General features: G+C 70.7%; 20 protein-coding genes. 3 read left to right on the top strand and 17 right to left on the bottom strand.

The window, feature by feature from the left end:
• Positions 1 to 88 precede the first annotated feature (88 nt).
• From cydB to CVO96_RS19200, 17 genes are all read right to left on the bottom strand, one after another.
• Positions 89 to 1,132 carry a cytochrome d ubiquinol oxidase subunit II gene (gene cydB / locus CVO96_RS19275; RefSeq protein ID WP_103314081.1) on the bottom strand — a complete coding sequence of 348 codons (1,044 nt, stop codon included), beginning with the start codon at positions 1,130 to 1,132 and terminating at the stop codon, positions 89 to 91.
• A complete protein-coding gene (locus CVO96_RS19270) occupies positions 1,129 to 2,544 on the bottom strand; it encodes a cytochrome ubiquinol oxidase subunit I (RefSeq protein ID WP_103314080.1) in 1,416 nt (471 codons plus the stop codon). The genes cydB and CVO96_RS19270 overlap by 4 nt, the downstream gene beginning before the upstream one ends.
• Positions 2,541 to 4,175 (bottom strand): amino acid ABC transporter ATP-binding/permease protein, encoded by a 1,635-nt coding sequence (locus CVO96_RS19265; protein ID WP_103314079.1) that lies wholly within the window; start codon positions 4,173 to 4,175, stop codon positions 2,541 to 2,543. The genes CVO96_RS19270 and CVO96_RS19265 overlap by 4 nt, the downstream gene beginning before the upstream one ends.
• Positions 4,172 to 5,821 carry an ABC transporter ATP-binding protein/permease gene (locus tag CVO96_RS19260; RefSeq protein WP_243398520.1) on the bottom strand — a complete coding sequence of 550 codons (1,650 nt, stop codon included), beginning with the start codon at positions 5,819 to 5,821 and terminating at the stop codon, positions 4,172 to 4,174. The genes CVO96_RS19265 and CVO96_RS19260 overlap by 4 nt, the downstream gene beginning before the upstream one ends.
• A gap of 131 nt (positions 5,822 to 5,952) precedes the next feature.
• Positions 5,953 to 6,414: an arsenate reductase ArsC gene (locus CVO96_RS19255; protein WP_103314077.1), complete on the bottom strand. Its 462-nt coding sequence runs from the start codon at positions 6,412 to 6,414 to the stop codon at positions 5,953 to 5,955.
• 46 nt (positions 6,415 to 6,460) lie between these two features.
• The gene (locus CVO96_RS19250; protein ID WP_103314076.1) at positions 6,461 to 8,017 is read right to left on the bottom strand and encodes a sensor histidine kinase; all 1,557 of its coding nucleotides are present in this window, start codon (positions 8,015 to 8,017) and stop codon (positions 6,461 to 6,463) included.
• Positions 8,018 to 8,309: 292 nt separating this feature from the next.
• Positions 8,310 to 10,796, bottom strand: coding sequence for a PAS domain-containing sensor histidine kinase (locus tag CVO96_RS19245; protein WP_103314075.1), 2,487 nt, complete (start codon positions 10,794 to 10,796; stop codon positions 8,310 to 8,312).
• 189 nt (positions 10,797 to 10,985) lie between these two features.
• Complete coding sequence (locus CVO96_RS19240; RefSeq protein WP_103314074.1) at positions 10,986 to 11,933, bottom strand: tyrosine-type recombinase/integrase; 948 nt, start codon at positions 11,931 to 11,933, stop codon at positions 10,986 to 10,988.
• 484 nt (positions 11,934 to 12,417) lie between these two features.
• Positions 12,418 to 14,913 (bottom strand): PAS domain S-box protein, encoded by a 2,496-nt coding sequence (locus tag CVO96_RS19235; protein WP_207795388.1) that lies wholly within the window; start codon positions 14,911 to 14,913, stop codon positions 12,418 to 12,420.
• A 550-nt stretch (positions 14,914 to 15,463) separates the two neighbouring features.
• On the bottom strand, positions 15,464 to 16,360 hold the full coding sequence (locus CVO96_RS19230) for a DUF6544 family protein (protein WP_207795387.1): 897 nt from the start codon (positions 16,358 to 16,360) through the stop codon (positions 15,464 to 15,466).
• Positions 16,357 to 17,181 carry a 2-oxo acid dehydrogenase subunit E2 gene (locus CVO96_RS19225; protein ID WP_103314072.1) on the bottom strand — a complete coding sequence of 275 codons (825 nt, stop codon included), beginning with the start codon at positions 17,179 to 17,181 and terminating at the stop codon, positions 16,357 to 16,359. Before CVO96_RS19225 ends, CVO96_RS19230 begins: the two co-directional genes overlap by 4 nt.
• A gap of 61 nt (positions 17,182 to 17,242) precedes the next feature.
• A complete protein-coding gene (locus tag CVO96_RS19220; protein WP_103314071.1) occupies positions 17,243 to 18,562 on the bottom strand; it encodes a bactofilin family protein in 1,320 nt (439 codons plus the stop codon).
• 271 nt (positions 18,563 to 18,833) lie between these two features.
• Positions 18,834 to 19,259: a c-type cytochrome gene (locus CVO96_RS19215; RefSeq protein WP_103314070.1), complete on the bottom strand. Its 426-nt coding sequence runs from the start codon at positions 19,257 to 19,259 to the stop codon at positions 18,834 to 18,836.
• Positions 19,259 to 20,989, bottom strand: coding sequence for a b(o/a)3-type cytochrome-c oxidase subunit 1 (locus CVO96_RS19210; protein WP_103314069.1), 1,731 nt, complete (start codon positions 20,987 to 20,989; stop codon positions 19,259 to 19,261). The genes CVO96_RS19215 and CVO96_RS19210 overlap by 1 nt, the downstream gene beginning before the upstream one ends.
• 106 nt (positions 20,990 to 21,095) lie before the next feature.
• On the bottom strand, positions 21,096 to 21,641 hold the full coding sequence (locus CVO96_RS19205; RefSeq protein ID WP_243398519.1) for a cytochrome c oxidase subunit II: 546 nt from the start codon (positions 21,639 to 21,641) through the stop codon (positions 21,096 to 21,098).
• A complete protein-coding gene (locus tag CVO96_RS21180; protein ID WP_165795450.1) occupies positions 21,641 to 21,814 on the bottom strand; it encodes a hypothetical protein in 174 nt (57 codons plus the stop codon). Before CVO96_RS21180 ends, CVO96_RS19205 begins: the two co-directional genes overlap by 1 nt.
• Positions 21,811 to 22,248 carry a CBS domain-containing protein gene (locus tag CVO96_RS19200; protein ID WP_165795449.1) on the bottom strand — a complete coding sequence of 146 codons (438 nt, stop codon included), beginning with the start codon at positions 22,246 to 22,248 and terminating at the stop codon, positions 21,811 to 21,813. The genes CVO96_RS21180 and CVO96_RS19200 overlap by 4 nt, the downstream gene beginning before the upstream one ends.
• Positions 22,249 to 23,161: 913 nt before the next feature.
• Between CVO96_RS19200 and CVO96_RS19195 the strand changes: the two genes are divergently transcribed.
• The 3 genes from CVO96_RS19195 to CVO96_RS21175 all read left to right on the top strand — a co-directional run bounded on the left by CVO96_RS19195 (position 23,162) and on the right by CVO96_RS21175 (position 26,087).
• Positions 23,162 to 23,659 (top strand): hypothetical protein, encoded by a 498-nt coding sequence (locus tag CVO96_RS19195; protein ID WP_103314067.1) that lies wholly within the window; start codon positions 23,162 to 23,164, stop codon positions 23,657 to 23,659.
• 19 nt (positions 23,660 to 23,678) lie between these two features.
• A complete protein-coding gene (locus CVO96_RS19190) occupies positions 23,679 to 25,793 on the top strand; it encodes a hypothetical protein (RefSeq protein WP_103314066.1) in 2,115 nt (704 codons plus the stop codon).
• 120 nt (positions 25,794 to 25,913) lie between these two features.
• Positions 25,914 to 26,087: a hypothetical protein gene (locus CVO96_RS21175; RefSeq protein ID WP_165795448.1), complete on the top strand. Its 174-nt coding sequence runs from the start codon at positions 25,914 to 25,916 to the stop codon at positions 26,085 to 26,087.
• Positions 26,088 to 26,108 lie beyond the last annotated feature (21 nt).

Raw genomic sequence — 26,108 nt, 5'->3', positions numbered from 1 at the left:
TCCGCTGTCCTGTTTGGCTCCGTCCTTGTTCCTTCGCCCTTCAGTCGGATGGACTCCGAAAACAGAACGGAATCAACCGGAATTGCTTTCAGTCGCCCGAGCCGCCGCCCGGAATCTCGCGGTCGCGTTCCTGCACGCGCTGGCGGAACACGTAGTAGTTCCAGGCCTGATAGCCGATGATCAGCGGCAGGAAGATCACGCCCACCCAGGTCAGCAGGTACAGCGTGTACGGCTCGCTGGCGCTGCCCTGTACGGTCAAGGTGAAGGCCCGGTTCAGGGTGCTGGGCAGCACGTTGGGAAACAGGCTGATGAAGATGGTGGCCGTGGAGAACACGATGGTCAGGCCGGTGGCCGCGAAGGCCAGCCCGTCGCGCCGCTGGGTCAGGGCCAGCCAGACCAGCCCCAGGTTGGCGGCCGCCGCCGCCGGAAACAGCCACTCGGAGTAGCCCAGCGCGTTGAACAGCCCCTGCTGCACGAAGCCCACGTACACGAAGGCCAGCACGAACACGGTCGCCAGCGCCCCCCAGGTCAGCGCGGCGCGGCGGGCGCGGGCGTGCAGCACGCTGCCGGTGTGCAGACGCAGCAGCAGGTAGGTGGCGCCGTGCAGCACGAAGAGGCTGAGGGTCGCCAGCCCGCCCAGCAGCCCAAAGGCGTTGAACACCTCCAGCGGTGAGCCGCTGAAGCGCGCGCCCTCGCCCAGCGGCAGCCCGCGCACCATGTTCGCCATGATCAGGCCCCAGATGAAGGCCGGCAGCAGGTTGGTGATGAACGAGGTCACGTCCCAGAAGACCCGCCAGCGCACGTGATCGACCTCGGCGCGGTACTCGAAGGCCAGCCCGCGCCCGATCAGGGCCAGCAGGATCAGCGCGAACAGCGGGTACATGCCGGTCAGCAGCGCTCCGTACCACCGCGGGAAGGCCGCGAAGATCACAGTGGCCGCCAGGATCACCCAGACCTCGTTGGCGGCCCAGAAGGGGCCGACCGTGCCGATCAGGGCGCGGCGCTGCTCCTCGGTGCGCGCCAGGAAGGGCTGCAGGATGCCCACGCCGAAATCGAAGCCGTCGAGGAAGAAGTAGATGGTGAAGATCAGGCCGGTCAGGGCGAACCAGACCGTGGGCAGGTCGAGGCTCACTGGGCCGCCCCCTCGGGCAGGTAGTTGGGGGCGGGGATGGAGGCGGTCTGGGCGTCCGGCTCGTGCATCCCGGCGCGGGCGGTGCGGGTCAGCAGGAAGATGTCCAGGCTGATCAGCGTGAGGTACACGATCCAGAAGGCGCTCAGGGAGACGAGCACGGTCAGCGGCGAGAGGGAGCTCACGGCGTCCTGCGTTCGCAGCAGGCCCTGCACGATCCAGGGCTGACGGCCCATCTCGGTGGTGATGAAGCCGGTGAAGTTGGCGAAATGCGGCACCAGCGGCATGAAAAGCAGCAGCGGGTAGAGGCGGCCGGGATCGTCGAGCTTCCCCCGGCGCCAGCGCCAGACGTAGATGGCACTCACGATCAGCATGACGCCGCCCAGCCCCACCATGACCCGGAAGGCCCAGTAGACCGGCCAGACCCAGGGGATGTAGTTGCCGGGGCCGTAGCGGGCCTCGTATTCGCGCTGCAGCTCGTTGATACCCTTGGCCTTGTCCGTAAAGTTATTGAAGGCCAGGAACGACCCCAGGTACGGCAGCGAGACCTCGAAACGGTTCTCCCGAAGGCTGTTGCTGGGCAGCGCCAGCAGGCTCTCGGGCATCTGGGTGCCCGTGGGCGTGTCCCACAGGGCGCTGAAGGCCGCGTACTTCATGGGCTGGTCGCGCACGGCGCTCTGGCCCTGCAGGTGCCCGGCCGCCGTGACGCCCAGAGAGCCGATGAACGCGGTCAGCAGCGCCACCTTGAAGCTGGTGCGGAAGGCGTCCACGTTGTGCCTGCGCCGCAGGTGGTACGCGCTGACCGCCAGCACGAAGAAGGCCGCCACGGTGAGGCCGCCGGTGAAGATGTGGGCGAACCACTGCAGGCCCTTGGGGTTGAGCACGATCGCCAGCGCGTCGGTCATCACGGCCCGGCCGCCTTTGATCTCGAAACCCACCGGATGCTGCATCCAGGCGTTCGCCATGATCACCCAGTAGGCGCTGATGGCCGTGGCGACCGCCACCGTCCAGATGCTCGCCAGACTGGCCCAGGCCCGGATCTTGCCCTTGCCGAACCACCACAGGCCCAGGAAGGTGCTCTCCAGGAAGAAGGCCATGAGTACCTCCAGCGCCAGCGGCACGCCGAAGATGTTGCCCACGAAGTTGGAAAAGCCCTGCCAGTTCATGCCGAACTGGAATTCCTGCACGATGCCGGTCACCACACCCACCGCGAAGTTGATGAAGAACAGGTGTCCGAAAAAGCGCGTCAGGTTCTCCAGTTTCGGGTCGCCGCTGCGGTAGGCCATCGTCTGGAGGATGGCGATGATCAGCGCGAAGCCCACCGTGAACGGCACGAAGAAGTAGTGGAAGATGGAGGTGGTGGCGAACTGGAAGCGCGACAGGTCGAGCGTGGAGAAACCGAAGATCTCGTTCATGGGGCCGTCCTCTCAGGGGTGCGCGGGGCCACGGGGGGCGGGGTGGGGGTCGGTTCGCTCAGGCGGCCGCGCCGGAGCGTGAGATGCCTCCGTGCCAGAGCCAGCGGCGCGGGGCGGTGGGTGACGATCAGGAGGGCGCGGCCCCGTAGGTGACGGGCGATGGTGTTCAGCACGCGGGCCTCGGTGTCGGCGTCCAGGTGGGCGGTCGGTTCGTCCAGCAGCAGCAGGTCGCCCGGTTTCAGGAGCGCCCGGGCCAGACTGACCCGCGCCCGCTCACCGCCCGAGAGCCGGCTGCCGCCCTCGCCGACCCAGGCGTCCAGTGCCAGGTGGCTCAGGCCCAGCTCGTCCAGCAGGGCACGCAGCGTCTCGTCCGGGGCCTGGTGGTCGCCCAGGTGCAGGTTCTCGCGCACGCTGCCGTCCAGCAGGGGCGCGTCCTGCTCGTGCAGGCAGAGGCGGGCGCGCAGGGCAGCGGGATTCAGCTCCCGCAGGTCGGCGCCGTTCAGCGTGACCTGTCCCCCGTCCGGCCCCCCATCCGGGTCGAGGTCGCGGGTCAGCATCCGGGCCAGGGTGGTCTTGCCGCCGCCGCTGGGGCCGGACAGGGCCAGCCGCTCACCGGCCTGGATGGTCAGGTTTACCTCGTCCAGCACCACCCGCCCGCCGCGCCGCAGGGTCACGCCGCGCAGCTCCAGCCGCAGCGGGCCGGGCGGAACGGGCCGGGGGTGGGCGGGCGCAGTGACCGCCGGGGTCAGGGCGCTCAGGGCGGCGGAGCGGTCGCGGGCGGCCCGGTCGGCGGCGCTGGCGCCCGGCACGGCGGCGAGTGGCCCCAGGGCGTCGAAGGCGGCGGCCGTGCCCAGGGTGACGGCGGCCAGCAGCACGCCACTCAGCTCGCCCACACCCACCAGCGCGGCGCCGCGCCACAGCACCCCCCCCACGGCGGCAGCGAAGGCCAGTTCGCGGGCCAGCGTCAGGCGGGCGGTGAGGGCGCCCAGCTGCCGGGTGACGGTTTCCAGCTCCCCGCTCAAGGCGCCCAGCCCGGCGGCGGAATGGCGGCCCGCGCCGTCGCCGCTGGCGGCCAGCGCGTCCAGCAGACGGGTGGCGTGCTCACGTGCGAGCCCGGTCTCACGGCGCGTCAGGGCGGCCACCGGGCGGCGGGCCGCCAGGACACAGAGCGCCGCGCCCAGCAGGGGCAACACGGCCAGCAGCGCCAGGAGCGGATCGAGCCACGCCAGCCAGCCGCCGAGGCCCAGCAGCACGCCCAGGCCCGCCGCCAGCGGCAGGGTCACGCGCAGGGCCGCGAACTGCCGGGCGTCCACGTCGGCCCCGGCGCGGCTGAGCACGTCGCCGCTGCGCTCCAGGCCCAGCAGGTCGCGGCCGAAACGGGCCAGTGTATCGAACAGCGCGAGCCGCACGCCCTCGCCGCCGCGCAGGGCCGCCGCGTGCCCGGCCAGCCGCTCGGCGTAGCGCAGCGCCGCCCGGCCCAGACCCAGCGCCCGCACCGTGGTCACCAGCAGGCCCAGGCTCAGGAACACCTCGGGGCGCAGGGCGGCGCGCGAGATCAGCAGGCCCGAACTGACCGCCAGTCCCACGCCCGCCAGCGCGGCCAGGGTGCCCAGCACCGCGGCCCAGCTCACGCGGCGCTCCCGGCCGGCTGGAGCGGCGTGTCCACAATCAGCGACACGTCCTGCCAGCCCGGCGGGGCGGCCCGGTGGGTCGCCAGGATGACGGTGCGCCCGGCGAAGGCCCTCTCGGCCGCGGCCAGCACCTCCGCCTCGCTCTCGGGGTCGAGGTGGGCCGTCACCTCGTCCAGCAGGATCAGCCCCGCGCCCGAGAGCAGCGCGCGGGCCAGCGCCAGCCGCGCCGTCTCGCCGCCCGACAGCAGCACGCCGCCCTCGCCCAGCGGGGCGTCCAGGCCGGCGGGCAGGTCGGTGAGCAGCCCGCCCAGCCCCACGGCGCCCAGGGCGCCCCTGAGCGCCCCATCGTCGGCCGCCGGATCGCCCAGGCGCAGGTTGTCGCGCAGGCTGGCGGCGATCAGGCGCGGGTGCTGGGCCACGTGGGCGACCCGCGCCTGCCACGCCGGGGCGTCCAGCTCGTCCAGCGGCGTGCCGTCCACGGTGACCGTCCCTTTATACGGCACATGCTTGCCCAGCGCGTGCAGCAGCGTGGTCTTGCCGCTGCCACTGGGGCCGCGCAGGGCGAGGCGGCTGCCGGGCGGCAGGCTCAGGGTGAGAGGGGAGGTCGGCTGCGGCAGGTCGGCACGGGCCGCCTCCAGCACCAGCTGGGGCACGCCTCTGGACGGCACCGCCGTTCCGCTCGGGGCCACCTCCCTCTTCAGCAGCTCGCCCAGCCGCGCGGCTAGCGGCTCGGCGTCCAGGGCGGCGTGGCGATCTGCGCCCAGCTGCCGCAGCGGCCCGAAGAACTCCGGCACCAGCAGCAGGGCCGCCAGGGTAGGGGCCAGCGACGCCGCGCCCCCGAACAGCCGCACCCCGATCCAGACCGCCACCAGCGCGGTCGCCAGGGTGGCCGCGAAGTCCATCACGAAGCCGCTCAGGAAGGCGATCCGCAGCACGCCCAGGGTCTGCTGGCGGTGCTGCCGGGCGGTTCGGGCCAGCACGTCGCGGTAGACCTCCACGCGGCCGTAGGCTTGCAGCGTGGGCAGCAGGCGGGTCACGCTCAGGAGGCGGCCGGCCAGCCGGGTGTGCGCCAGCCACTGCCGCTCGGTGGCCGCCCCGGTGGCGAGGCCCACCAGGGCCAGGAACACCACGGTCAGCGGGCCCGTCAGCAGCAGGAGGCCGGCCGTCCCCGGATCGAGCAGGGCGGTGGCGCCCAGCATGACCACGAAGGCCAGCCCCGCGTGCACGGCGCCCGGCAGGTAGCGGGCGTAATACGGCGTCAGGCGCGGCCCGAGTTCGGCGTCCAGCGTGCTCAGGTCGGCGCCACGGGTGTCGGCCAGGGCGACCGGCCCCAGGGCCAGGGCCGCGCCGCTCAGCCGGTTTCGCCAGTACCGCACGGCGCCGGCGGCCAGCCCCGCCCCCAGCCGGTCTCGGGCCGCGCTGCAGGCGGCCCGCACCAGCAGCAGGGCCAGGATCGCCGTCACCGGGCCCACACCAGGCACTTCGCGCTGCAGCAGCCCGGCGGCCACGGCTCGGGCCACCAGCACCAGCGCCCCGGCCGTGGCCAGCAGGCCGGCCAGGCTCAGGGCGCCCGAGACCACTCCAGCGCGGCCCACCCCAGGCGCCTGAAGCAGCATGGACAGGGGGCCGGGGCGCCGGGTCTTCACCCCGCCATGCTGCGCCGATCGCTCCGGGGAAGCAGGGCCAAGGGTCCCCATGATGAAGAAAGACCGGACTTCCCCAGCGAGGCCTCCGTCTGGAGGGGGTACCCTCCGCTCACGCCTCCCAGGCGGCCGCTTCAGGCCACGGGAAGGGCGGGGCTGGATTCGTAGCTGGCCGGCACGGGCTGACCGTCCTGCAGGGCGGCCACGAAGGCGCCGAACTGCCCCCGGAGCTGGTCGCGCACCGCCCGCCAGCGCTCCAGGCTGCCGCCCGAGGGATCGACGAAGGGGTAGTGGAGCCGGACGGTGCGGGCCGGATAGACCGGACAGGCCTCGGCCGCGCTGTCGCACACGGTCACGACATAGTCGAAGTTCCAGGGATCCGGTAGGTCGTGGAGCGTCTTGCTGTGGTGGGTTCCGAGGTCGATGCCGATTTCGCTCATCACCGCGACGGCCTGCTCCTTGACCTGGGTGGCCTGGGTGCCGGCGCTGAAGACGTCGAGTTCCAGGCCGGCGTCCAGTGCGGCCCGCCGCGTGAGCCCCTCGGCCATCTGACTGCGGGCCGAGTTGTGGGTGCACAGGATCAGCAGGCGGGGCATGGGTGAAGCCTACCAGACCGCCGCGATTCGCTGTGTCAGTGCGGGGTCAGGGGTCGGACGATAAGACGCCGCCGGGCGCCAGGGGCAGGGCCAGGAAGAAGGTGGCGCCCACATCCGGCTCGCCCTGCGCCCAGACCTGCCCGCCGTGCTGCCGCGCGATCCGCCGTACGTTGGCCAGCCCGACCCCGGCGCCCTCGAACTGCTCGCCGTGCAGGCGGCGGAAGACCTGGAAGAGTTCGGCGGCCTGCTCGGCAGGGAAGCCCACGCCGTTGTCCTGAATCCGCAGCGTCGCCTGGTGGCCCTCAATGTGTGCCCCGATCTCGATGTGGGCGACCGGGCGGTGCCGGGTGAATTTCAGGGCGTTGTGCAGCAGCTGGGTCAGGGCGTGGCGCAGCCGCAGGTGGTCGCCGAAGACGGTGGGCAGGTCGCCCACGCTCCACTCGATGCGGCGCCCCCGCGACAGCGCCTCCAGATCCGAGCGCACCTGCAGCACCAGCGGCCCCAGCGGCAAGGGTGCCCGCAGGGGGGCCGGGCGGGGTTCCTGCGCGAACACCTTGAGATCCTCCAGCAGCCCCGCCACCCGCTGGCCCTCGGCGCGCAGATGCTCGAACTGCAGGTCTTCGCGGGCCTCCAGAGTGCCGTGCAGGCGCATGTGCAGCAGCCGCGAGAGCGACATGATGCGCGTCACCGGGGCCTGGAGGTCACGCGAGACGGCCCCGGCGTAACCCCGCAGTTCCACATTCAGGTCGATCAGTTCGCCCGTCCGCTCCTCGACCAGCGCCTCCAGGCGGGTGTTCAGGTTGCGCAGCGCGCCTTCGATCTCCTTGCGCTCGGTCAGGTCGAGCACGTAGCCGCACAGCCGCTCGTGGCCGTCCCAGCCCGAGCGGGCCAGGGCCAGCATGACGGGCACCCGGCGACCGTCGCGCAGCACATACTCCTTCTCGTAGCTGTCCGACAGGCCCCTGGCCGTCACCTGGGCAGCGGCCCGTTCATCCGTATGTCGCCACTCCGGGGGCGTGAGTGTCAGCCAGTTGAGGGTGCCGGCCTCCAGTTCTGAGCGGCTGAACCCGACCAGACGGAGATAGGCGTCGTTGGCATACTCCAGCCGGCCCTCCATGTCTCCCACCACGATGCCCACGGGCGTGATGTCGGCGAGCGCCTCGAAACGCGCCTCGCTCTCCTGCAGGGCGACCTGGCCCAGTTCCCGCTCGGTGATGTTCTCGTGGCTCACGACCGCGTGCGTGATAGCCGGGCCATATCGCACAGGCACGATCCGGGCTCGGAACCAGCGCCGCTCGTGGGGCGCGTGACAGGGGTAGGTGAGGGCGAAGTCGGGCCGCTCTCCGCGCAGCACCTCCAGCAGCCCACGGGTCATGACCGGGGCATCCTCCAGGGTCTCGGGGGCGTCTCCGCAGACCGCGAGGTAATTGCTGCCCACTCCACAGGACGTCTCCGAACCGCCGTTGTCGGTGCAGAACTGGGCCCAGGCCCGGTTGACCGCCACCACCTGCCCGGACGGTTCGACCACGGCCACGTGCGCGCTCAGCGCGTCCAGGGTGGCCTGGAACAGCGCCGCGGTGGTCAGGGGCGGAGGAGAGGTCATGAGGTGCAGACAGGGCCAGCGGACAGCGCTGAGCCACCCACCCAGGCGCCAGGGAACGCGCCGGGGGCTGGTGGGGTGGCGGCGGCCGGATCTGCTCCCATAGTCGAGTCCTGTGTCCAGCACATCAGATCCAGCCCCCGAAGTGCCCACGGTTGGATGAACACCTGTTCACCTCGGCCCCCGGCCGCTGGATTCAGCAGGAGGGCCCACCCGCTGGCACAGCGCGACGCCCGCCTCCGACCACATGACCGTGTGGGACGACGTCTGGTGCTGGAGGCCGACCAGGCCACGGCTAGCTCCGGGGCAGGCTGAAGGAGAAGGTGGCGCCCTGATCCTGAACCGTGGACGCCCATACCTCGCCCCCATGCCGCTGGATGATGCGCCGGACGGTGCCCAGGCCGATTCCGGTGCCCTCGAACTCGCGCTCCGAGTGCAGCCGCTGGAAGACCCCGAACAGCCGATCCTGATACTGCGGGTCATACCCGACGCCGTTGTCGGCCACCACGATGACGTGGGCCTGCGGGGTGGTGTGGGCCTGCACCCGGATCTCGGGCCGGTCGCGCGTGCCCGAATACTTCACGGCGTTCTGCAGCAGGTTCGTCAGCACCTGCCGCAGCAGCGTGGGATCACCCATCACCACCGGCAGCGGCCCGACCAGCCAGGTCACGGCCCCGTCCTCGCGGCCGGCCATGACCTCCAGGCGCACCTCGCGGACGAGGGCCGTGAGATCGACCTCCTGGCGTGCCAGGTCGTGCCGGGACACCTGGGCGAACTTGAGCAGCTGGTCGATCAGCAGGTTCATGCGGCCCGACGCCTGATCGATCACGTCCAGCGCAGACGCGAGCTTCACGCTGTCGCCCGACGCCAGCGCGCGGCGCACGATGCCGAGAAAGCCCTGGATATGCCGCACCGGCGCCCGCAGGTCGTGCGACACGCTGTAACTGAAGGATTCCAGCCCCTCGTTGGCCGCTTCCAGCTGCTGGCGCTGCTCCTGCAGGGCCCCCGCCACCTGGGCTCGCTCCAGCGCCAGGGTCAGGTGCTGCGCCGCCGTCCCCAGCACGATCCGGTCGGTGTCGCTCCACTGGCGGGAGCCGAACAGCGCCACGGCCAGCACCCCCCGCGGCCGCCCGTTCACTACGATGGGCAGCGTGGCGGTCGAGCCGATATGGCCCACGCGGTCGGCCAGCCGGTCGGTGTCGGGGGCGTAGGCGTCCTGAAAGTAGGGCTCCCCGGTTCGCCAGGGCTGGATCAGGTTGCCCGTGGCCTCGAAGGGCAGGCCGGCATCGATGGCGTTCTGCAGGGCCTCGCTCTGCACGCTGCCGGTCTGGGCTCGCACGCGCCACACGTCGCCGTCGGGCTCGTAGTAGAACGCCACACCGCTGGGCAGCATCGACAGCACGATGTCCTGGGCCCGCCGCACCAGCGCCACGACATCCGTCTCGAACGCCAGGTCGCGGGCCAGCTCGGCGAAACCCTCCAGGGCGTCCTTGCGGGCCTGCAGTTCGCTGCGCTGGGTCAGCAGCTGGCGCGTCAGCCGGGCGCGCTCCTCCGCCAGCGTGAGGCCGTTCCCGACGGCCAGGAAGACCGCCCGGTTGCGCAGACTCCACTGCTGCGCCGTCTTCAGGCCCGCCGTGAGCAGCCCCACCGCCTCGCCCCCCCGGCGCACCGGATACAGGGCGGCCGCGCCATAGTCGGCGGTCTGCTCGCCCACCACGCCGCCGGCCTGCGCCCAGCCATCCACGAACTGGGCCGCCTGGGTGTCGCCCTCGCCCGTCTCGCCGAGCTGTGGGGTCAGGGCCTGCACCTCGAAGCCGGCGCGGGCCAGCGCCACGGTCTCGGGCGTGATGTCGCCCGCCCAGGCCGCGGCCCGCCACAGGTCGCCCTCGCGGTCGTAGTACACGGCGCTGCCATCGCTGTAGGTCTGGGCCAGGGTCTCGACCGCCTGCTGGGCCAGAGAGGTCAGGTCGCTCTGGTTGCCCACCTGCCGCGTGAACAGGGCGAAGGCCGCCAGCGCGTCGGTCTCGGCCTGCAGCTCCTCGTTCTGCAGGCGCAGGTCGTCCGCCTGCCGGCGGGCACTCACGTCGCGGGAGATCGCCAGGATCTCGCCCACCTCGCCGTCCGCGTTCCGCAGCTCGTTGCTGGTGGTCTCCAGCCAGATGTAGGTGCCGTCCCGGCGCCGGATGCGGTAGGTGTGCCGCCGGGCGCCGGCCTGATGGGGCACCCCCTCGGGCACCGTCCCGAGGTCGTCCGGGTGGATCAGCTCGTGCGCCGAGCGGCCGATGAGTTCCTCGGCCCGGTAGCCCAGCACCGTCTCCACCGAGGGCGAGAGCGACCGGTAGGTCAGGCCGGCATCGGGCAGATGGACGCTGATCAGGTCGCTGGCGTGCCGGGCGAGCAGCGTCGCCTGGGCCTCCTCCTGCTTGCGGCGGGTGATGTCGCGGTAGAGCACGCCCACGCCCACGCCGTCCGGAAAGACCCGCACCTCCACCCAGCGCTGCAGGGGCGGATAGTACTCCTCGTATTCGGTCAGGCGCTGCTCGGTCAGGGCCCGGCGGGTCTCCAGCTCGAACTTGGTGCCCAGAGTCGCGGGAAACGCCGTCCAGAAGCTGACATGGAGTAGTTCGCTGGCGTTCCTGCCCACGAAGGCCTCCGCCTGGGCATTGATGAACGTGAAGCGCCACTGGTCGTCCAGCGTGAAGAAGGGATCCGGCAGGGACGCGAGGAGGCGGCGGGGATCGGGGGCGGACGAGGCTAGGGGATGATCGGGCATCAGGGGCATAACGAATCCGGGGTCTACGCGAGAACTGTACAGGGCCGGCGACCCGCCCCCGCCATCCCGACCCGTTGAATGAAGACCGGGTGAAGAGGCCGGTCGGGACGGCTGGAATCAGCCCGGCACGGTCTGGATGCGGCGGCTCCCTTCACCCGGCCTCAGGGTCGCCCCCCACCTGTGGCCAGTCAGCCCCGGTTACCAGTTCTCGACCTCGGCCGACACATCGTCCGAGTCCACGGCCACGTAGCGGCGGGTGGTGTCCACCGAGGCGTGGCCCAGGAACAGCCCCACCCGCGTGAAATCGCGGGTGGCGGCGTAGAGCCGGGTGCCCGAGTGCTTGCGGGCCGCGTGGAATCCCCGCCAGTCCAGACCGGCCTGGGCGAAGGCCTTCTGGGCCCGGTAGGTGGCCTGCCCGTAGCTCCAGTCGAAGAAGCGGCCGTCCGTGTCCAGCGGCGCCAGACCCTCCAGGGCCGCGCGCACCCGGGCGCCCAGGGGCACGTGGCGCGCCCTGCCCCCCTTGCCGCGCACGACCAGCAGCCGGCCCTGGATATCGGGCCGGGAGACGCCCAGCGCCTCGGTGATCCGCAGGCCGGAGTGGGCACACAGCAGCAGCAGGGCCGCGAGGCGGGGCTCGCAGTGCGCCAGGGCGGCCTCCACCTCCCGGCGGTAGGGCGGGTTCTTCACGATGCCGGGCGTGGGATCGGCGGCCACCGCGACGTCCTCGAAGGGCTGCGCGTCGGTGGCCCCGGCCCAGCGCAGCGCCCGGTACAGAGCGCGGGCCCCGGCGGTGTACTGCGCCAGGGTCGCCGCCGAGAGCCGGCCCCTCCGGCCCTGGCCCTGCGAGGGCCGGGTGCCCAGGTGGGCCAGATAGCGGCCCCCATCGCGGCGACCCGGACGCAACAGCTGGACGCCGTGGTCATGCGCCCAGGGCACGAAATCGCGCACGGCCAGCCGGTAGGCCGCGAGCGTTTTGGCGCTGGTACGCGCCCCCTTGCGGCTGGCGGTGGTCATGTAGGCCACGGTGAGATCCATCAGGAGATCCGTGTCGTAGGTCGCCGCCGCCTCGATCGCCCGGACGCGCAGCGACTGATCCGTGAGGTTGGCTAGACTCAGGGCGCCCTGCCGCAGAACAAGGTCGGTCATGCCCACAGTTTAAAACTAACTGCGATTAGTGCGAACAGGTTCGGGCATGGGATCATGGGGGGCTGGAGGTCACGCGAAACCAGCGGACTCTGATTCGGCTCGGCGGCGAACATTCCAGATTAGGGGGTACGGTACCCCTCACGCCCGTTCCGAGGCCCCTTCCTGAGCCTCCTGTGAGCCCGGTCTTCGCAGGCCGCGCTGGGACGCACTTTCTGGAGGGGAACCGGCGAGGCGCCGCCGATCTGGTACGGGATCAGCCGAAACTCAAGGCTCGGTGGCGGAATGGATCCCTCCGCCACCGACCTTACCTCCTCACCCCGACCTTCTTCGCCAGCGGCACAGCCGAGTCCCGCGAGAGCATTGGGAGCAGAGCGACAGCTGATCGGTTGACACTGCACGAGGGACTGGAGGGCGGCATGTCAGACGCCCAGAGGTGGGCGCATGTGCCGTCTACCCAGCCGCGTGTGAGTCTCCGGAGGTTCGCTCAGCGCTCTCTCGGCAGGGTGAAGCCGAAGGTGGCCCCCGCCCCCAGCGCCCCGGTCGCCGACACCACGCCGCCGTGCCGCAGGACGATGCGCCGCACGGTCGCCAGACCAATCCCGGTGCCCTCGAACTCGCGATCCGTATGCAGCCGCTGGAAGGCGCCGAACAGGCGCTGGGTGTATTTTTCCTCGAAGCCCACGCCGTTGTCCCGCACGAGGATCGTCCAGCCGTCGGGGCCGTCCTCGCACCAGACCTCGATCACGGCCTTCGCCCGGGGACGGGTGAACTTCACGGCGTTGGCGAGCAGGTTGCCCAGTGCCTGCCCCAGCATGGCCCCGTCGCCCACGACCACCGGCAGCGGGCCGGGCCGCCACTCGACGTCGCGGTCGACGAGTTCCGGCGCCAGATCCAGCACCGCGCGGTCGAACAGCGCCTGCAGGTTGACCGGGCCGGTCTTGAGCGGCGTGCTCGTGCTGCGCGAGAGCAGCAGCATCGCGTCGATCAGCGTGGACATCCGGTCGGCGGCGGCCTCCACGCGCCCCAGGTGGGCACTGGCCCGCTCGTTCGGCGTCGTGGCCAGCGCCTTGCGGGCCAGCTCGGAAAAGCTCTTGATGTGCCGCACCGGCGTGCGGAGGTCGTGGGAAGCGGAGTAGGCGAAGGCCTCCAGCTCGTCGTTGGCGGCCCGCAGCTCGGCGTTCCGGCGGGTGAGTTCCTCGTTGCTGCGGCCCAACTGCACCTCGGCCGCCTTGCGGGCCGTGACGTCGCGCATGGTGACCACGGCGCCCAGGGCCTCGCCATCCGGCGTGAACATGGGCTGCCCGCTGGCCAGCAGCTGGCGGACGGTGCCGTTGCGGGGGCGGATCACGAGTTCCGCCTCGCGCACCTGCTCGCCCTGCCAGGCACGGTACAGCGGCACCTCTTCAGTGCTCAGCGGGGTGACGCCGTCGCCCGCGAACAGCTCGTAGTGCTGGGCCCACTCTTCGGGCGGCAGCGGGGCGGCGTCGACGCCGTGAAAGCGCTTCGTCGAGTCGTTGAAGAGGGTCAGCCGGCCCGCCTCGTCGCAGGCGACCACGCCCTCGGAGAGGTTGGCCAGCACCGAGCTGAGGAAGGTGCGTTCGCGCTGGAGGTCGAGGTTGTTCTGCCGCAGCTGCTCGCCCTGCTGGGCGATGCGGGCCTGACTCTCGGCCCGCTCCAGCGCCAGCCCGAGCGTGCCCGCCGCCCGGCGCATCAGGGTGCGGGCGCCCTGCTGCCAGGGGCCAGGTCGTCTCCAGGCCACCAGAAACCCCTGCAGGGCGCCGTCGGGAGTCCGCAGCGGCTCCACCCCGTAGGCGATGGCCGGCAGGTCGGGCAGGGCGCCCGCCACCGTCTGATAATTCTCCACGTACAGCCCTTCCTGGCCGGCGGCCACCTGCCGGAGCGCCGGCGCGTCGGCGAGGGTCAGTCCGGGACGCGACATGTATTCCAGGATGGTCGCCGGGGTGTCGCCCCAGGTGGCCGGCATCCGGATCAGGTCGCCGTCGAGCCGCACCACCAGCATGCTCCCGGCTTCCAGCGCGGGGCCCAGCTGATCCATCGCCCGCGCGGCGACCTCGTCGGGGGTCAGCGCCTGCTGCAGCACGTCGCCCAGGGCCGTGAGCACCTCGGCGCGGCGCACGGCGCCCTGCAGTTCGGTGTGACTCAGCTCCAGCGCGCTACGGGCCGCGTCCCGGTCGATCAGCAGCGCCGCCAGCTGGGCCAGGGCCGCCAGTTGAACCAGATCGTCCTCGGTGGCGGCCCGGCGCGCCTCGACGACCAGGGTGCCCAGGTGGCGGCCCCACAGGCCGGTGACCGGCTGGCGCCACGCGGCCGTCGGATCTTCGCCTGCGGGCGGATGGCCGGCTCCATCCAGGGCGCTGTCCAGTCCAGTCCCGGGAGCGGGCACAGCGGCCAGGGAGGCCGATCCGCTCAGCTCGAAGGCCACGTCCGGCGTGCCGAAGTGATGCCGGGCCATGCCCCGCAGGCGCTCCAGCACGGCGCTCAGCGGCGCACCCTGGGCGGAGAGTTCCAGCACCTCGGCCCGCTCGCGCGTCAGGTACTCGGCGGAACGCTTGCGCTGCGTGATGTCACGCTGGATGGCGATCCAGTGGGTGTACCAGCCGCGAGCGTCGGCGACCGGCGAGATCGACAGCTCCACCCAGAATTCGCTGCCGTCCTTGCGGTAGTTGATCAGCTCGACCTCGACCTGCTCCCAGCGCTGCAGGGCCTCCCGGATGGTGTCCAGCACCCGGCGATCCGAGCGGGGCCCCTGGAGGATGCGGGGCGTCTGGCCGCGCAGTTCGTCGAGCGTGTAGCCCGTCATGCGGGTAAAGGCCGCGTTGGCGTACAGGATGCGCGGCCCCAGCGGCGTGACCGGCTCCGCCTCGGTGATCAGCACGGCGTCGTTGGCATGATCGAGCACCGACCTCAGCAGGATCAGCTGTTCGGCGTCGGTCTGTCCAGACAGTTCTGAGAGCGGCATTCGACTCCTCGGAAGGTGGGGGCGGGACGCAGGGGAGTTTCCCCAGACATGTTGATTTCCAGCCAGATCATAGCCATGGCCTGTCGGCCTTCCCCGCAGGCGGTTCCAGCAGCTCCCCAGAACCCCGCGCCCTGGCCAGCACGCCGGATCGTGGCAGCAGGCCGACAAGGATGACTCCTTCATCCTGCGGCACCTCAGCACGTATGAGTGTCAATAGAATGACACACCCCGGCTGACGCGGGCCTGGGCCATCCGTGGGCTGGAATCCGTATCGGCGGGGCATGACCGACTGGGGAGAGGCCACCCGTCGCTTTTGTGTCCAGCTCTTCGGGACGCCGGAGGTGTCGGGGCGGTCAGGAGAGCGCCCACTGGAGGGCCGGTCACGCTCGATCCAGCGCACCACCGAACCCTGGCCGCCCCCCTCCTTCAGAGACGACCACCGTCACGCTTCGTCCTCCACCTCGCTCCGGACGCCTCGCTGCAGGCCCGTCGTGGTCTGGTCGATGAGCCGCAGCAGCCCCGAGGACGCCGGGCACCCTCGACCCTCCCCTCACCTCCCCGTCTGCCGCACGTATGTAGACACGTCGGCGTTGTAGACGATCTCCTCGGTGGTAAACACGGCCCAGGGCCGCCCCTGGTCGAGCCAGGTCGCCGCGCCGGTTCGGGGCAGCGTCACGCCCCCGAGGCGGGCCCAGCTCAGGAAGGCGTTGAGCCAGAGGGTCTTGTGCGGGTCGGCGCCGCTGCGGTAGCGCATCGATTCGAGCAGCGTCGGCCGCCCGGTCGCCGGGTCGAAGCGCACCACGAAGGTCTCGTGCGCCTCGCCGAAGGGCACCCGCAGCAGCGCGGTCTGGTCGTCCACCGCCGTCCAGCGCACCCGGGGATCGGTCACGAAGAGGGCGGGCAGGCTCATGGACTCGGCCCACAGACCCAGGTTGGCGGCCTGGGCCCCCCTGGGGTCACCCACGCTCGACGGCAGCGGCCAGGGCATGGTCTGGGTACTGACACCGTCCAGGTACGACTCGTTGACCTTCAGGATCGGCCAGCCGAACCAGGTCGCTTCGATGTAGTGGCGGTAGTTGCGCCCGGCCTCGTGAATGAATCTGAAGCGGGCGGGAAAGGTGGGGCCGCCCGCCACGGGGCGGAGCGTGGCGCGGCCGCTGATGACCGCCGAGCGGATCACGGGCAGCGTCTCTCCGTAGGTCTGGCGGTAGAAGCGCTCCACCGGGGCGGGCAGACCGGGCGGCAGGGGAACCGTCCCGGACACCACCCCGCCGGGAGCCGACGGGAAGGGGCGGGGCGGCACCTGCAGGCCCAGCCAGCCGAGCAGGCCCAGGCCGGCGAGCAGGCCGGCGCTCCAGAGCAGGGCGCGCCGCGCGCGTGGACGGGCCGGCGTGCCGGTGAGGGACAGCGGTGGCCGGGCGGGAGATTGGAGAGCCGGGGTGGTCATATGAACTCCTCCTTCTGGGGGACGGCCCCGTCCGCTTCGTCGAGCCCGGTCGCGCCTTCCAGCAGGGCACGCAGCCGCCGGACGAAGCGGGCGGCCGGCGCACCGTCCACGAGGTCGTGGTCGAAGTCGAGGGTGAGGTTCAGCAGTTCGCGGGGCACGACCCGACCGCCCAGCACGGCGGGGCGCAGGCTGAGACCGCCGACGGTCACGGTGAGGGGATAGACCGGCAACGCCAGGGCCCAGCCGGCTCCGGCCCCGAACATCCCCAGCGAGGTCAGGCCGACCGTGCCGAAGCTGGCCTTCCAGCGCTGCGGCTGACGGCTGAGCCAGCGGTAGAGCCCGCGCCTCAGGACGCCGGGCAGGCGCAGGAACAGCCCGGCCCAGCGCGCCCGCCGCAGGCTGGGGCTGGAACTGGGCCGGGCCTGCACGGCCCGCAGTTCGTCGTGGACTGAGCGCACCGTGCGGCGGTTCACCCCGCGCAGCACGTGGGCCAGCGGGAACGAGCGGCCCTCGACGCTGACCTCGACGATCACACCGATGTCCACGTCGTCGAAGACGACCAGGCGGCCCCGCCAGTCCAGATACGCCTGGAGGCGGCGGTCGGCCTCGACGGCACGGGCCAGGGCGTACGCCACGAAAGCGGTCAGGGACAGGCGCTCGCCGCCTGGAGGACGCAGCCGCCGGAGGGCCAGCGTCATGTCCACCTCGATCAGCCCGCGCACCGTATGCCGGCGCTGGGCGAAGTCGGCGGCGTCCACGACCAGCCGCCGCGAACGTGGGAACGGCAGGACGTGGAAGGTGGCGGGGGCAGGGCGGGACATGGGGACTCCTTCCCAGGCTTCGGCCGCCCCGGAACGATGCCGACCGGGGCGGCCGATAAACTCACGCAGGGTATGGCGTGAACAGCGGGCCCACGCGGGAGGGAGGCGGGCGCCACCACAGCCAGGTGGCCCCGAGCGCGGCCAGCAGCGCGCCGAGCGTGACCAGCGTGCCCAGCACGGGAAGCTGCGTCAGCGCGGCCAGGGTCAGGGCGCCCAGCAGGACGCGGATCCACAGGGCCGGCCGGCGCTCAGGGGCCAGCGCTCCCAGGAGCCACTGACCCAGCAGGACGGCGGCCAGGCCCTGGGCCACCCACCAGCCCAGCCACATCACCAGGGCGCCGAGGCCCAGCAGCGTGGGGGCGCCGATCAGCCCCAGCGGCAGCCCCAGGGCGCCCAGGCCCAGCAGGGTCAGCAGGGCGGCGAGCGTCACCCCCACACCGAAGAGGGCCAGCACCCCGAGGGGGAAGCCCAGGGCGATCAGGGTGCCGTACCCGAGGCTGGTGCCCGGCGCCCGTCTCAGGCGTAGCGAGACCTCGCTCAGCGGCGTGCGGGCCAGCCCGACCAGCAGCAGGGCCATGAGCGAGAGGCCCGCGAAATCGCGCAGGAGGTTCAGCCCCAGCGGGTTGGCCGGGGGCCTGGGCACGCCGACGCGCGGGGTGGGCAGGACGGCGGTGGGCTGGTAGTGCATCTGACCCCCGACCTGCCGGGCCGGGATCATCGGCCGATCCGGCATCTGCAGGGTCAGGTCGCCGGCCACGCGCCCACCGGGCATGAACCGGACACCGCTGGGCAGGGGGTCGGGCCGCACCATGCCCGGTGTCCAGTTCTGGGGCCACGAGGCGCGGTTGTCCACGTTCAGGCGGGCGTTCCCGCCGACCGTGCCGCCCAGCTGCACGGCCGTGGCGCCCAGGTAGGCGTTGCGGGTCACCGTGCCGTTCAGGCGCGTCTGGGCGCCGCCGAAGGCCAGATCGCGGCCGATCCGCGCGCCCGGGGCGAGGTCGAGCCCCACGCCGCCCGCCAGCAGGTCGCGGGCGATGCTCGTGCCGGGTTCGAGGGTCAGCACCGAGCCCGCGAGCCGGGCGCTCCGACCCACCCGGCCGGCCAGGGTGACCGTCCCGCCAGCTGCCCAGACGTCACCGCGCACGTTCCCGGCGATCCGCACCCGCTGGCCGGCGGCGATCAGGTCGCCCGTGACCGTGCCGTCGATGCGGACATCGGTGCCGGCCACGTACAGGTCGTCGCGGATGACCTCGCTGGGCCCGATGGTCACGGTCTCTCCGGTGCGCCAGTCCAGGGCGAGCGCGCCGCCGCTCAAGGCGAGGCCGACGAGCAGGGTGCCCGTGCGGCAGAGAAGTCCATGTATTCCGTGCTGGTCGCGCATGGCGAGCCTCCTGGGGTCTGGCCCGGGCGGGCCCCACGCTGGGACGGCCGAACCGCTCCGACCCCGTCCAGCCCAGCCTGCTCCCGGGGCATTACGGGCGCGTTACCCCGGGCCGTGACGCCGGACAGGGCAGCGTCCACTCTTCCCCTCCCGGCTCCCTGGCCCCCCTCACCCGCCGAGTCCCCAGATGCAGCGGGAACACCTCCAGATCAACGACCGGGACGTCCTTAAAGAGACGTCCCGACGAAGGCCGATGGGGGTCACGTGAGGCTCAGGGCGACTTCAGCGCCCGGATAAAGGCGTGGAGGGCGGCCACCTGTTCGGCGGTGGGCGGGGCGCCGTCCAGCCCGGCCTGCTCGAAGCGGGGCATCACGGCCGACAGCTCGCGCCCCTGGTCGTCTAGGCCCCGCAGCACGGCGGTGGCGAACTGGGCGTCCGTCCAGGCCGCCGTGTCCTGCAGGGCCGGGCCGATGCCCCCTGTGCCTGCCGCGCCATGACACCCGGCGCAGGCTGAGGCGTACAGCGTGGCGCCGTTGACCGGGGCGTTCGCCAGTGGCGCGCTCATCCCCGCCGCCCCCTGACTCCCGGCCAGCTGGTGCCCCGCGCGGTAGGAACCGAAGCCGACGGCCAGGGCGAGCAGCGCGAACGCGCCGAAGGCCGCCAGTTCCCGGCCCGAGATGGAGTCCGCGCCGCCCATCAGTACAGCCTCCAGCCCGGCACGAGCTGGGCCTCGGCGAGCAGGCGGGCCACCACCGGGCCGTACATCAGCAGCACGAGCAACAGGGCCACGCCCCACAGCGCCAGCAGGGGTTCGGTCAGGCGCACCAGCGCGCTCGCGCCGGCCAGGGTCTCCCCCGCCGAACTGATGGCCTCGCTGTACGGAATCGGCGTGGTGGCCTCGCTGTCGTCCACGCGCCTGGAGAGCAGCATCCGGAACAGCACGTAGAAGAACAGCAGGGCGCTGACGAGCAGGATCATGCCGCTGATGGCCGTGAGCAGGGCCGGCACCCGGATGGGCATTTCGCGGTACACGTCCTGGGTGGTGGCGCTGACCAGGGCGCGGCGCGGCACGCCCAGGAGCCCCTGCCAGTGCATCCCCAGCGCGAAGACCATCATGCCGATGAACCATGTCCAGACCGAGGCCGAGGCCAGCCGGACGCTGGGAAGTCGCTTGCCGGTCAGGTGCGGGATGAGCCAGAACGCCGTGCCCATGAAGGTCAGCGTGGTCGCCGTGCCCACCGTGATGTGGAAGTGCCCCGGAATCCAGGCGGTGTTGTGCACGACCGGGGCGAAGGCCGCGCTGGCGTTGACGATGCCGCCCGCGCCCCCCACGATGAACGACACCATCGCCAGCACCGACGCGCTGAACACCGGCTGGCCCCAGGGCAGGTGGCCGATCCAGCCGACCAGACCGCGCCCGCCGCGCGCGCGGGCGGCGTCCTCCAGCGAGGCGGCCACGCTGAAGGCCGTGAGCAGGCTGGGCACGGCGATCAGGAAGGTCAGGAACATGTGGATGAACTTCCAGGTGGTCGAGATGTTCGGGTCGGCGTACTGGTGGTGCAAGCCGACCGGGGTGCTGTTGAGCAGGAACAGCACGAAGGTCAGGCGCACCAGCGGCTCCGAGACGATCCGGCCCCCGGCGTGGTGGGGCAGGAAGGCGTACCAGGAGATGTAGGCCGGCAGCACCCAGAAGTACACGATGGCGTGCCCCGTCCACCAGAACAGGGTCTTGGAGAGCAGCGGATCGACCCCGCCCACCCAGCCCAGCGACCAGGGGATCAGCACGAACACGACCTCGCCCACCAGGCCCAGCGAGGCGACTGTCCACATCATCCAGGTCGCCACGCTCATGAAGGCGACCAGCGGCGTGACCCGGCCCGGATGGGCCCGTTTCCAGCCGACCCAGGCGGCAATGACCTGGCCGGCCACCAGCAGGCTGGCCGCCACCATGATGGCCGCGCCGATGTAGAACACGGGGCTGCCCTGCATGGGCGGATAGAAGGTGTAGAGCAGCGTGGCCTGGTTGAGCAGCAGCGGCACGGCCGCGATCAGCAGGCCGGCGGTCATCATCAGGTAGCTCAGCCACGCGAAGCGCAGGTTGATGGTCACCTTCAGGTCACGGGTCGGCAGGTACAGCAGCCAGCCGCTGATGAAGAACTGCGTGAAGACTAGCGCGTTCAGCACCCCGTGGAGGCTCAGGCCCTGGTAATAGGACTTGAGCAGCGCCCGGAGGATGGGGGTGTCGTAGACGTTGACGCCGCCGTAGTTCAGCGCCTGCAGCGGGCCGATCAGCACCCCGACCAGCAGCGCGAGGAAGGCCGTGACCACGTAGTACTGCGTGAGGGTTTTCAGGCGGGCCAGGAAGGCGGCGTCGGGCAGGCTGGCAGCGCGCGCCGAGTCGGGCAGGGGCAGAGGGGCAGTGGTCACAGCGGGGCTCCTGTGGAGTCAGCGGCGGGAATTCGGAAGGTGGCGGTCAGATGGTGTCGGTGCTCATAGCCCAGAGCTCAGAGCCCAGGCCCTCAGAACCAGCCCCTCAGGGCGGCCCCACCTCGACCGTGAGCCGGCTGATCATGCCGTGATGCCCGCTGCCGCAGTACTCGTTGCAGATGACGTCCAGCGTGCCCTCCCGGCGGAAGGTGGTCGTGAAGCTCGACACCTGCCCCGGAATGACCGTGGTGTTGATGTTGGTGCCCACGATCATCAGCCCGTGCATCACGTCGGCCGAGGTGACGTGGATGGTGACCGGCTGACCGGCCGGCACCTTCAGCACCGCCGGCTCGAACTGGAAGGCGCGCGCCACCACGAAGGCCTCGTAGGTGCCGTCGGCGTTCTGCCGCGTGCCCGGCGTGGCGAAGGGCGTGGCCCCCAGCAGCCTGGGATCGACGCGGCCGTTGCGGACGCCGGCGACATGGTGCCCGGACTCGCCGGTCAGCGACGGATAGGTGCCGCTGACGAAGCTGGCCAGCACCGCCACGAACAGCAGCACGACCATGATGACCGAGAGGCCGAGCCAGATGGTCTCGTAGCGCTCCAGCGTGTGGTGATCCAGCCGAGCCAGGGCCGGCCGACCCGCCCGCACTAGGCCCTCCCCTGCTGGATACCCAGCACCAGCATCCACAGCCAGATGATCGACAGCAGCAGCACGCCGATCACGAACAGGGTGCCGATGGGGGCGGGGCCGCGTTCCCCGGGCGGCGCGGCGTGCGGAACCGGGGCGGGTTCGCGGGTCGTCTCCGGAATCTCCGGGCTCACGGGGTCAGCTCCGGAACCGGTGTGGCGGCCGCCGGGCGGGCGTAGTCGCGCAGGACGTCGCTGACGCTCAGGAGACCAACGACCTGACCCGTCCCGTCGATCACCGGCAGGGCGCCGACCCTGTGCTCCAGCAGGGTGTGGGCCGCGTCGCGGGCATCGGCGTCCGGGGTGGTCGTGAGCACGTTGCGTTTCATGATGTCGGCCACCCTCAGGCTGGCGAGGCGGGTGGTGGCCTCCCACATCGACAGGGTGCTCAGCGTGCTGGGCAGCGCTTCACGGAGATCCCGGTCGGACACGATCCCGACCAGCTGCCCCTCCTCGACGACCGGCAGTCGCCGGATGCCGTGGCTCTGCAGCAGGCGGGCCGCCTCCGTCAGCGGCAACGAGGGCGGCGCCGAAATGGTCTGGGCACTCATCAGGTCACGAACAAGCATAGGTTCCTCCACGACCGGAGCGTCTCCCGGGGCCATTACCAGACCGTTACCACGCCTCCGGGGCGCCCGGAACCGGCGAGGAGTGGGGGGCGGCCAGCACGACCAGGACACCCAACGCAGCCAGCGAACACGGCGCCGCGTGACTTCAGGGCGACCTATGGGAGGGTGGTCTACCAGCAGGGTGGTCTCGCGCGGAAGCTAGCCTCCTGCACGCACCCGACCAACGTGCCGATCTTGCCTGAGCCTTAAGTCAGGGCATCCTGGCTCTCCCCTGTTCAAAGGGTGAGCACGGCGGTTCGGAGGTTGTCAGCCAGAAGAGTGAACAGCCGATCCCCTGCTGAGGCCGCCGGGTACAGTCCGCCTCCCGGCGCCCCCAGTTCAGTGGCCTACACGTGTCACGTTGTCCACAACCCTACATATGGACAAAGAACACGGCGTTCGCGGAATACCCACGAAGGCCGACATCGTGGATAAACACGAGGTCATTTCTCTCAATTGAGGCAGGAGTTACATTACTTCCACACATCTCATTTCGATGCCTCTTAATTCAGAATAAATCTGACTTAAGGGTCATCTTAACGAACTCCCCACGCCGTTTCTTCCTTTGAACTCAGTACACTGCGTCCTGAAAACAATCTTCGGGTATTCCGGCCCAGCCAGCCCCCCAACAACCCTTACGACCGCTTCATGGAACCCGGTGAGCGGGCTCATCGGGTCGTGTTTTTGAAAGACCTCTGACAGGAATGCCCTTTTACCTTGTGGGCGTTCCGGGCCATGACGCTCCTGCAGGACATGATCCGCCGGCTCAGACAGGATTTTTCCTGCCTGACGGTGGCTGTGGTTCTGCCGGCTTCCGCTCTGCGCCGGAGCCCGGCCCACATCCCATTCGTCCTCAATTTCCGGAGGTCAGTCCATGAACGTCGCCCCTATCGCGCTCGGTGCCCTGCTGCTCGGCGGGGCCCTGGCCCAGGTGTCCTCTCCCCTGCGGCTGCAGCTGACCCAGGAACTGGTCACCACGGTGACCGAGAGCGGCCGCACGGTCGAGAAGCTCTCGTCGATGCCGAAATCGGTGCGGCCCGGCGACACCCTGACCCAGGTGATCACGGCCAGCAACCTCGGCAAGAGCACGCTGCGCCAGGCCAGCATCAACCTCCCGGTGCCCCGTGGCACTGAATTCCTGGGCCAGTCCACTCCCGCCGGCCCACGCTGGAGCACCGAATTCAGCCGGGATGGCGGCCAGACCTTCGCCGCCGCGCCCCTGAAAAAGACCATCACGGTGACCGAGAACGGCAAGTCCGTTCAGAAGGAAGTCATCGTGCCGCCCAGCGAGTACACCAACGTCCGCTGGGTGGTCGGCGCCATGAACAGCGGAGACACCCTCAAGTTCGGCTTCCGCGTCAAGGTCAAGTAGTCCACCCCTGGAGATTCCCGTGAACAGACCCTTTGCCACCCTCGCCCTGATCGCTGCGCTGGCGGCCGGCTCCGCCTCGGCGGTCGGCACCGTCGCGGGCACCCCCATCTCGAACATCGCCACGGCCACCTTTCAGGACGACAACGGGGCCAGCCAGCCCGAAACGAAGTCGAACAACGGGATTCCCGTCACCACGACCGTTCAGGCCGTCCCCAGCTTCAGCATCACGCCCAACTCCACGGGCACGCCGCTCACCGCTGGGTTCTCACCGGGCCAGACTCTACAGGTCGTTCCCGGCCAGACCAATGTGGCCTTCAAGTACACCCTGACGAACACCGGGAACGTCCCCAACGAGAGCTATTCGCTCGCTCGGCAGACCTTCAACTCCGGCTCTTCCGGGCTGACCAACATCCGGTACGTGCTCGACAGCAACGGCGACGGGATCTTCAACCCCGCCACCGATACGGTCATCACCAACGACAAGATCACCGGGGTCGCCCCGGATCAGGTCAAGACTTTCTTCGTGGTGTACGACATTCCCAGCACGGCCTTCAACGGTCAGAAGGCTGGGATCAGCCCGATCGGCAACCGCGATGCCAACTCGACCTACGACGGCACTGGGGCTTCTGCTCCGTCGGACAGCGACAACTACCATCAGGCCACGGTCGTCCGCACAGACGCCGGGAACCTGGGGCCACTCAACGACGCCGACGGCAACGGTCAGGTCGACGGCTCGGCCACCGCGACGGCTCCCTACACTGTGAGTGCCGGCGCCACGACCTACAACCTCGTGACGCCCAGCGGGGACAGCCAGAGTGCCATCGCTCCCGCCAGCACCGCGCAGCAGTACGTGTACTTCAGCAACACGGTTCGCAACATCGGCAACCGCAGCGATACCTTCAGCCTCAGCGTGCCGGACACGTCGGCCCTCGACGCGGCCGGCTTCCCGGCCGATAGCCGGGCCGACCTGTTCGTGGTGGACAACGGCGGTGCCCTGGTCTCGACGAGCAGCACCACCCCCCTGAACGCCGATCCCGACGGCACAGGGCCGGGCCTGGGCGGAGCGTACACGTTCATCGTCCGGGTCACCCTGCCTGCGAACGCCGCGCCCGACCAGACCGCCACCTTCCCGGTCGTGACGGTCACGGCCAAGTCGGGGAACGACCCGGCCCAGTCCGACACCACCAGCAATTTCGTGAAGATCCAGAGCGGCGTGTTCGGCAACGCCACGCCCGGCACCCCCGGAGCCCCGGCAGCCGACCCCAGCCTGAACCCCACCAAGCCCGGCAACCCGGGCGACACCGTCCGAATTCCGATGGATCTCTACAACTCGGGGAACGTCAGCGACTCCTACACCCTGGCCGGAACGGTCACGTTCACCGACGCCAACAATCAGGCGGTGCCGGCCACGATCACCTACTACGCAGACGCCAACGGCGACGGTGTGCCGGACAACACGACCGCCGTCGTCAACCCCGTGGTGGCGGCTGGGCAGGAACTCAAACTGGTGGGTCTGGTCACGGTGCCGACCAGCGCGGTGACCGGAACCGCCTCGATCAGCCAGACGGCCCGACTGAAGGATGTGAGCAACACCAGCACCACGGTCATCACCTACACCGACGCGAACGACACCGTGCAGGTCGGCCTGATCGGTGGGGTGGTGCTCAGCAAGTACGTGGACAACACCGGGAAGGACGACATTCCCACCCCCCCGAAGACCTATCCTGCCGAACCCGTCTACGGCACCAACGTCTCCACCTACAACCCCAACACTGAGGCCAGGCCGAGTGACGTGCTGCGGTATGTCGTCTACGGACGCAACAACCGTAACTCGGTCATCAAGAACTTCGTCCTGTCCGACACCATTCCCACCCACACCGGGTTCTGGAGTGTGGCGGCGACCTACAACAGCTATGGCAGCACCTTCCCCGGGGCGAGCATGGGAGCCAAGATCCTCTACCGCGTCGGCACCACGGGAAGCTGGATGGACACGGCGCCCACGGACCGCACCCTGCCCGCCGGCACCGCGATCCAGGTCGGCTACGACTGGAACAACGACGGCGCGATCACGACCAGCGACCTGCTCCCCGCCGGAGCCGAACTCAAGCTCGTCTTCAAGGTGCAGGTGAAGTAACCCGTTTCGGCGCGCCCCACTGGTTGGCGGGGCGCGCCACCCTCTTGTCCGTGCAGTGGCGGACGCTCCTCAACAGCAGACACCCTTTGATCTCGACTTCCCTTTGACTCCGGAGACCCCATGCCCACACGTCCTCTTCCCTTCATGATCCTGGCCGGGCCGGCGAGGATGGCGGCCGCCCCGAGCGTCTCCGCTGTCCGCTACGGAGCGGTCGACAACACGCCGAGTCGAGACATCTTCTGCACCACTCGTACAGCCATCACGCCCGGCAGCCTCAGCGCAGGTTCGATGTGACCGGCTGGGGTGTCGTTCCCC

The organism is Deinococcus koreensis, from assembly GCF_002901445.1.
In the GTDB taxonomy this organism is placed as follows: domain Bacteria; phylum Deinococcota; class Deinococci; order Deinococcales; family Deinococcaceae; genus Deinococcus; species Deinococcus koreensis.
Note: the sequence above shows the minus strand (reverse complement) of the source record. Positions and strands in the feature narration are given on the sequence as shown.

Bases quoted from the DNA above. Each gene is read 5' to 3' on its own strand.
- CVO96_RS19270 (WP_103314080.1), bottom strand. From the start codon at position 2,544: ATGAACGAGATCTTCGGTTTCTCCACGCTCGACCTGTCGCGCTTCCAG.
- CVO96_RS19255 (WP_103314077.1), bottom strand. From the start codon at position 6,414: ATGCCCCGCCTGCTGATCCTGTGCACCCACAACTCGGCCCGCAGTCAG.
- CVO96_RS19250 (WP_103314076.1), bottom strand. From the start codon at position 8,017: ATGACCTCTCCTCCGCCCCTGACCACCGCGGCGCTGTTCCAGGCCACC.
- CVO96_RS19245 (WP_103314075.1), bottom strand. From the start codon at position 10,796: ATGCCCCTGATGCCCGATCATCCCCTAGCCTCGTCCGCCCCCGATCCC.
- CVO96_RS21175 (WP_165795448.1), top strand. From the start codon at position 25,914: ATGCCCACACGTCCTCTTCCCTTCATGATCCTGGCCGGGCCGGCGAGG.
- CVO96_RS19195 (WP_103314067.1), top strand. From the start codon at position 23,162: ATGAACGTCGCCCCTATCGCGCTCGGTGCCCTGCTGCTCGGCGGGGCC.
- CVO96_RS19225 (WP_103314072.1), bottom strand. From the start codon at position 17,181: ATGTCCCGCCCTGCCCCCGCCACCTTCCACGTCCTGCCGTTCCCACGT.
- CVO96_RS19235 (WP_207795388.1), bottom strand. From the start codon at position 14,913: ATGCCGCTCTCAGAACTGTCTGGACAGACCGACGCCGAACAGCTGATC.
- CVO96_RS19215 (WP_103314070.1), bottom strand. From the start codon at position 19,259: ATGGGCGGCGCGGACTCCATCTCGGGCCGGGAACTGGCGGCCTTCGGC.
- CVO96_RS19200 (WP_165795449.1), bottom strand. From the start codon at position 22,248: ATGCTTGTTCGTGACCTGATGAGTGCCCAGACCATTTCGGCGCCGCCC.
- CVO96_RS19220 (WP_103314071.1), bottom strand. From the start codon at position 18,562: ATGCGCGACCAGCACGGAATACATGGACTTCTCTGCCGCACGGGCACC.
- CVO96_RS19240 (WP_103314074.1), bottom strand. From the start codon at position 11,933: ATGACCGACCTTGTTCTGCGGCAGGGCGCCCTGAGTCTAGCCAACCTC.
- CVO96_RS19230 (WP_207795387.1), bottom strand. From the start codon at position 16,360: ATGACCACCCCGGCTCTCCAATCTCCCGCCCGGCCACCGCTGTCCCTC.